General features: G+C 48.1%; 7 protein-coding genes and 2 pseudogenes. 2 read left to right on the top strand and 7 right to left on the bottom strand.

Annotated elements, in window-relative coordinates:
* Both H6F72_RS28480 and H6F72_RS28475 read right to left on the bottom strand, forming a co-directional pair.
* Positions 1 to 124: IS1 family transposase (locus H6F72_RS28480; RefSeq protein WP_304940961.1), on the bottom strand; the 124-nt coding region annotated here is incomplete at its 3' end.
* 84 nt (positions 125 to 208) lie between these two features.
* Positions 209 to 1,037: pseudogene (locus tag H6F72_RS28475) on the bottom strand (IS1 family transposase).
* Positions 1,038 to 1,102: 65 nt separating this feature from the next.
* Between H6F72_RS28475 and H6F72_RS28470 the strand changes: the two are divergent.
* Complete coding sequence (locus tag H6F72_RS28470; RefSeq protein WP_348252767.1) at positions 1,103 to 1,348, top strand: DUF6753 family protein; 246 nt, start codon at positions 1,103 to 1,105, stop codon at positions 1,346 to 1,348.
* Between the two features lie 80 nt (positions 1,349 to 1,428).
* Here the strand turns inward: H6F72_RS28470 and H6F72_RS28465 are convergent, their stop codons facing one another.
* From H6F72_RS28465 to H6F72_RS28445, 5 genes are all read right to left on the bottom strand, one after another.
* Positions 1,429 to 2,493 (bottom strand): YhcG family protein, encoded by a 1,065-nt coding sequence (locus H6F72_RS28465; protein WP_190443239.1) that lies wholly within the window; start codon positions 2,491 to 2,493, stop codon positions 1,429 to 1,431.
* Positions 2,494 to 2,607: 114 nt separating this feature from the next.
* On the bottom strand, positions 2,608 to 3,042 hold the full coding sequence (locus H6F72_RS28460) for a hypothetical protein (protein WP_190443237.1): 435 nt from the start codon (positions 3,040 to 3,042) through the stop codon (positions 2,608 to 2,610).
* Between the two features lie 210 nt (positions 3,043 to 3,252).
* Positions 3,253 to 4,014 carry a hypothetical protein gene (locus tag H6F72_RS29920; RefSeq protein WP_199299369.1) on the bottom strand — a complete coding sequence of 254 codons (762 nt, stop codon included), beginning with the start codon at positions 4,012 to 4,014 and terminating at the stop codon, positions 3,253 to 3,255.
* On the bottom strand, positions 3,966 to 4,358 hold the full coding sequence (locus tag H6F72_RS28450) for a hypothetical protein (RefSeq protein WP_190443235.1): 393 nt from the start codon (positions 4,356 to 4,358) through the stop codon (positions 3,966 to 3,968). Before H6F72_RS28450 ends, H6F72_RS29920 begins: the two co-directional genes overlap by 49 nt.
* 90 nt (positions 4,359 to 4,448) lie before the next feature.
* Complete coding sequence (locus H6F72_RS28445; protein WP_190443233.1) at positions 4,449 to 5,189, bottom strand: DevA family ABC transporter ATP-binding protein; 741 nt, start codon at positions 5,187 to 5,189, stop codon at positions 4,449 to 4,451.
* 256 nt (positions 5,190 to 5,445) lie between these two features.
* Here H6F72_RS28445 and H6F72_RS28440 point away from each other — a divergent pair.
* Positions 5,446 to 5,814 (top strand): annotated as a pseudogene (locus H6F72_RS28440) (IS5 family transposase); the annotation flags it as partial.
* Between the last annotated feature and the right edge of the window lie 37 nt (positions 5,815 to 5,851).

The following is a 5,851-nucleotide window of genomic DNA, read 5'->3' as shown; positions in this document are numbered from 1 at the left end:
GATAGCCTTTGGGCTGGTAAGCATCCAGGAACTGACGAGAGCACTGACGGCACAAGTAGTTCTGCTGCTGTTGACGGCGACCGTTTTTGACGACGTGAGTGGATTGACAGTCTGGACATTGCATCAGGAGACCCTCAACGCTGCATCATACTACTATTGTGCAACGCCCAAGGAGGCATGGTAAACGACTCGATTCACTGGTAGTGCATCAAATAGTGGTGGGGTAGGTAATGAGATCATGCCAAGTCCATCGCTGTGGCGTTAATCCTGCTCGTTGCGCTGCGGTCGTCTTTAATCGGTTATGCTGCCAAATCCAGTTGAAATAACTCACAACTATCCACGTCGTCACCTTCGTTTGCTCCCATACCTTGCCAAACTTATTCTGCCGTCGATGCCATCTTCCCGTTTGTTGTCTAACGATGCCATTGTTCTCTCTAGTCTTTGCGTCTTGTCTTTGCCAATGTGATGCACAATCTCAGGAGGTAATACTCGTTTGTAGCCACCCCAATCATCACTATTGAAGTGTTTACACACTGTTTTCCCTTCACTACTAACCACTAATTCTTCAATCAATGCGTCAGTATGTTTTCCAACTCGTGCTGCCAAAATCAGTCCACTAGAATCGGCAAGACTGACCCCAATCCAACAATCCCCCACTGCTAACTCATCGGGGAGGCACTGCTTCTGTTTTTTGCGACAAATGACCATAACTCATCCGCACTCACCTCCTCGGTTTGGACTGCTTGCACTTGAGCATTATGCACTAACTGTGCTTGCTGACTGGCAGCACGAATAATACTCACAACGGTGTTGTAGGCGAGTCCACTCGTACGGTTAATTCCCCTCAGACTGCTACCTTCGTTATGCGCCTGTAGAACCTGCCGAATCTGTTCGGGTGTGACTTGGCGATGGTAGTACAAGGTGTCGAATCGCTCGTTAAACGTTTGCTGGCATTGCGGGCAGAAATAGCGTTGACTGCCGTTAGGAGCTTTACCGTGTTTGTGTGTAGTGGGATGACCACAGAGGCGACATTCCATAGACCTAGCTTGAGAGCAGATGTCTCTCTACTTTATCTAACTCACCATCCTTTGATGCACTACCGCTGGAACAAGCCAAAGCCTTAGACTGGGCGACCAGCACCGAGGGGCGCTTTGCCCGTAATTTGATGAGCTGGAGCCAGGACTTGCTCAGCCGCAATCGCCAAGGTCAGCTGGCTTGTGCTAGGGAAGTGCAGCGATTGGGGGTCACGCTGGAAATGCGACCTGAGCAAAAAGCGATCGCCGGATTCTGCACCCTCTGTGTTCAGCCTCCCAATCAACGCCAATTTGCACCGATCCAAGGGAATTGAGCAGCTCTCCCACATTAAAAAAGATTGCTCGCGCTGAAATCATCCAGCCGCCTGTTGGACAACTGAGCGTGGCCTAGGTCTCAATCTTGGTTCTCTACATCTCGCCCTGCTTCAATTTCAACCGATAGGATGTTTAGCTGAGTCTCCAACTCCTCGATGGTGGGCAAATTACCCTTGAGTGGCTCTGGTAATGCATTTTTGAGCTGATAGGTTGAAATGCCAATGGGCTTAGCCACGTCTCGCAGCGCATACTCTACCACCGTTTGATCCTGGGTTTTGCACAAAATAATGCCGATGGTGGGGTTGTCTGCAGGACTACGTAATAAGTCATCCACAGCCGACACATAGAAGTTCATCTTCCCCGAAAATTCTGGTTCGAATTCAACCGTCTTGAGATCGACCACGACAAAACAATGCAGACGGAAGTGATAAAACAATAAATCCAGTCTGTATTCCTTCCCACTCACCTGAATTGAATATTGACTGCCCACAAATGCAAATCCAACTCCCATCTCCAACAAAAACTCTCGAATGTGTTGAATCAAAGCAGTTTCGAGTTCTCGTTCCTGCGCTTCGGGGCCTAAACTCAAGAAGTCAAAATTATAGGGATCGCGCAGAATTTGCTGGGCTAAATCCGATTGGGGTTGAGGGAGGGTTTGATTGAAGTTGGTGAGGGATCCTTCTCCTTGCCGTCGATACAATCCACTTTCCACTCGCTGAGTGAGAACGCTGCGGCTCCAGCCATGTTGAATGGTTTCTTGGATGTACCACAAACGTTCCTCTGAATCTTTTACCTTGTCTAGCAGCATACAGTTGTGAAACCAGGGAATTTGTCCAGCAAGCTGCTGGACAATTTGTGGATCTGGGTAAGCTTCGGCAAATAAGCGCATGTACAGCAGATTCGTACGGGAAAAGCCTTTCATCTCCGGAAACGCTGCTTTTAAGTCTTTCGCCAGTTGGCTGATGACCTTAGCTCCCCATCCCTGCTCTCGCTGGCGCGTCAAAATTTCCTGCCCAATCTGCCAGTAAAGCGTGACTAATTCTCGGTTGACTGCCAATGCAGAGCGGCTTTGGGCGTTGCGAATTCGCTCTTTCAACGCCTGTAGAAAGTTGTGATAGTCACCGGATAGAAGATCTGTGGTCATGAAAAGTACAGATGAACTAAACTCGTTTCAACTATACCGTCTGGGTGGGTGGTAATAAATCACCCCGACTTTTCGCCGGGGTTGAGCGCGTTCGCCACTGAAGCTACTTAAGACTTAGTCATCCAGGTTGGTGTCCTCTTCCAAGTCGATTTCAAACTCCTCATTCGTATCCAGGTCATCCGTTGCATTCAAGCTGTTAAGTGCATTCAAACGTCCGGTGCGGGTGGCTTTGTGAGCGGCACGACGATCGCGCACTTCATCGAGGTTTTGCAACCCGTAAAGCTTGCGAGCGTAGGTCAGCAGATCGCGGAGTGAGGTTTCGGCATAGTCTTGGCGAAACTGAGCATTGTGATGTTCCCAATCGAACTCCTGTCCGTTGCAACGAGCCGATGCTGCGAGTTCGCGTCCAGACTCCTCTCGTAGCACCTCGATCACCATCAATCGAACTTTCTCTTGATTGGGAATCACCCGTTCTAAAGCGGAAGTGTGCTTCGGTGCCTTGCGTGAAGTAGTTTTTGCAGATTTGCGTGTTGCAGTTGCGTTAACCATGAGAATTATTCCTTATATTGACGAGTTGGATTTCTCATAGCGATCGCATCGACAGATGCTTTCCTCATCCAATTTAAGATTCACTTCCTCTACAGTTATTGCCATCCTCCACTTCAGCGTTCCAGGGAGGTGGGTGGGGAAAAAAGAACTCTGCATCAGTTCAACTAATGCAGAGTCAGCAATTAGGCAGTGAGCAAGGTTGAATGGGTACTATTCGTCATCCTCTTCCAGATCCTCGTCTAACTCTTCATCGAGGTCATCATCCAATTCGTCGCTGGATTCGTCATCAAGCTCATCACTAAGGTCGTCATCGAGATCATCGTCAAGCTCATCCTCCAAATCATCCAGTTCGTCATCCTGCTCTGCTTGGAACGAGTTGCGACGTTCCAGCGATGCCCGGTTAAATTCCACCAAATCTGCAACGGCTTGCTCTGGGTCAGTATGAATGGTGTCATACAGCAAGCTCATCAAGACCGCCACCACTTCGGGTGGATACTTTAAAGCGTCTGGTTGCCCGAATAGTCGTGGGAACACCTTTGTATTCCATCGCTGCCAATCGAACTTTTTATTACCACCCTTCTTTTTTACCAATGTCAAGGCCTGAATAGGTTGAAACAACCGTGTGATCATGAGCAAGAACGGTAGGATAGAGTTTGCGTTGGCATAACCTTGCTTAATTGCCATTTCCAGATCCACCAGCTTTGTGACTGCTTGGATCAATGATTTGATAGGCATGGTTGCGACCTCTTGCCGCAGGTAGTAAAGCCGATTTGGATTACCTACATGACAGATTTGAGCAATCTCCGTGTTGTTCTTGATTCGGTTTGAAATTGCACTCTTAACCCATAACCAGGTTCTAAATTGGATTAGTAGTGTCGCAACCATCACCAACCCTGGCTCAGAACGGGCAAGTAATTCACCGATTAGACGCACCACGACTTCACTTTCCCCATTGCGAAGTGCCTCCGCCAATCGTAGATTGCTCTGAGTTTGTAATTTTCACAAGTAGCATCAACGCCTGCGGTCTGAAAAACTTGCTCAACGGCATTGAAAACAGCCTCCACTGATCGCACCTCGTCAGCATTTTTGAGGAAGAAACCGATCATGAAATGAGACTCTATGCCTAAACCTGTGCTGATGTAAATAAACTGAAGCAATGTACTCAAACGATTGGTATTCGTCCGAGGCAAAGCTTCCTGACGGCTCCAATCCTGGCGTTGTGCTTCTGCATTCACTATCTGCTGAAAGACTTTGAGCAATTCGTCCCTAATGCAGGGATATTCTAGCTGGAAGGATGGATTAGATTTCTGATACATCACATTGACTCATTCAGTTAGTTTGGTACATTCAAACGTCTGAACTGATTTGTGATAATCCACCACGAACCATTTCGGCAAGGTAGACATCTAGTCCGCGATCGTAGTCTCTGAATTATCTGCTAGACGACCATCTTCCATGTAGACAATGCGATCGGCAATATCTAGAATGCGGTTATCGTGTGTGACTAATAAGATGGTGCAACCCTGCTCTTTGGCAAGTTTTTGCATAATCTCTACAGCATCACGCCCAGATTTCTTATCTAGAGCGGCTGTGGGTTCATCAGCTAACACAATCTTGGGTTGACTCCCTAATGCGCGGGCGATCGCAACTCGCTGTTTTTGCCCGCCCGACAGACTATCGGCATAATAGTCTACCCGTTGTTGTAGCCCTACTGCTTCTAGCATGGCAACGCTCATTTCATCAATGTTGCGATCGAACATTTCCTCATGCAGTTCCAGTGACATTCGGACGTTTTGCTTGGCAGTCAGAAAGGTCAATAGGTGATGTGCTTGAAAGATATAGCCAATGTTGCGACGAAGTTGAGTTAACTGTTGTTTGCTGGCATCGTGTAATTCTTGTCCGAGAATCTTGAGGCTGCCTTCTTGAGCCGATCGCAACCCGCCCATCAGTGTTAGCAGCGTTGTCTTGCCAGAGCCAGAGGGACCCGTCATGATAATGATTTCGCCTGCATAAATATCCAAATTGATGTCAAATAAGGCTTGTTTGCGGAGTTCGCCGCTGCCAAAGTAGTGATTAAGCTGCCGAGCAGAAATAACTGGTTCTGCTGCTGTTGAGTGAGATTGATCTGACTGCCAAGTTTGAATCATTGCTTTTGTTCTTGTATGTGGATAAGCGATCAAAAAATTGGACGACCTAGAGCAAAAGCAATACAGTCTACAAGCAGGAGGATACCTAAGCCAATCAGTAGGACTCGCAATATTTTTTGTCCCCATTTCTGCACGGATTGATTAATCGCCTGGATCAAATTGACACTGCGTTCGCCCAGGCAGATATAAAGTACTAGGGCGTGTTTTAAAACCCTTTGGCAGAATAGAAATAGTGCAGGAATACTGATTAGCCTCCATGATTCTTCCACCACAAAAGAAGAACCGACGGGGTGAATTAAACGATCGGCAGTGGAAGCGCATTTGGCCCCTGCTTCCACCACAAAAGCCTCATACAGGTTGCCCCGCTAAAGACCATCGAACCGTCATCAACGGCATCTTGTGGATTCTCAGAACTGGTGCTCCTTGGCGAGACTTACCCAGTCGCTATGGCCACTGGTCAACAGTTTCAGGTCGATTCTACCACTGGCGTCACATCGGCTTGTGGCAGCAACTGCTCGAAGCCCTGCAGATCGAGGCCGATGCCGAGGGCAAAATTAACTGGGACATCCACTTTGTCGATGGGAGTGTTGTCCGTGCGCATCAACATGCAGCAGGAGCAAAAAGGGGGAACTAGCCCCAAGCAGCCTCTTATCCACCACTGA

This window comes from Trichocoleus sp. FACHB-46, from assembly GCF_014695385.1.
In the GTDB taxonomy this organism is placed as follows: Bacteria; Cyanobacteriota; Cyanobacteriia; order FACHB-46; family FACHB-46; genus Trichocoleus.
Note: the sequence above shows the minus strand (reverse complement) of the source record. Positions and strands in the feature narration are given on the sequence as shown.

Bases quoted from the DNA above. Each gene is read 5' to 3' on its own strand.
- H6F72_RS28465 (WP_190443239.1), bottom strand. From the start codon at position 2,493: ATGACCACAGATCTTCTATCCGGTGACTATCACAACTTTCTACAGGCG.
- H6F72_RS28445 (WP_190443233.1), bottom strand. From the start codon at position 5,189: ATGATTCAAACTTGGCAGTCAGATCAATCTCACTCAACAGCAGCAGAA.
- H6F72_RS28450 (WP_190443235.1), bottom strand. From the start codon at position 4,358: ATGTATCAGAAATCTAATCCATCCTTCCAGCTAGAATATCCCTGCATT.
- H6F72_RS28460 (WP_190443237.1), bottom strand. From the start codon at position 3,042: ATGGTTAACGCAACTGCAACACGCAAATCTGCAAAAACTACTTCACGC.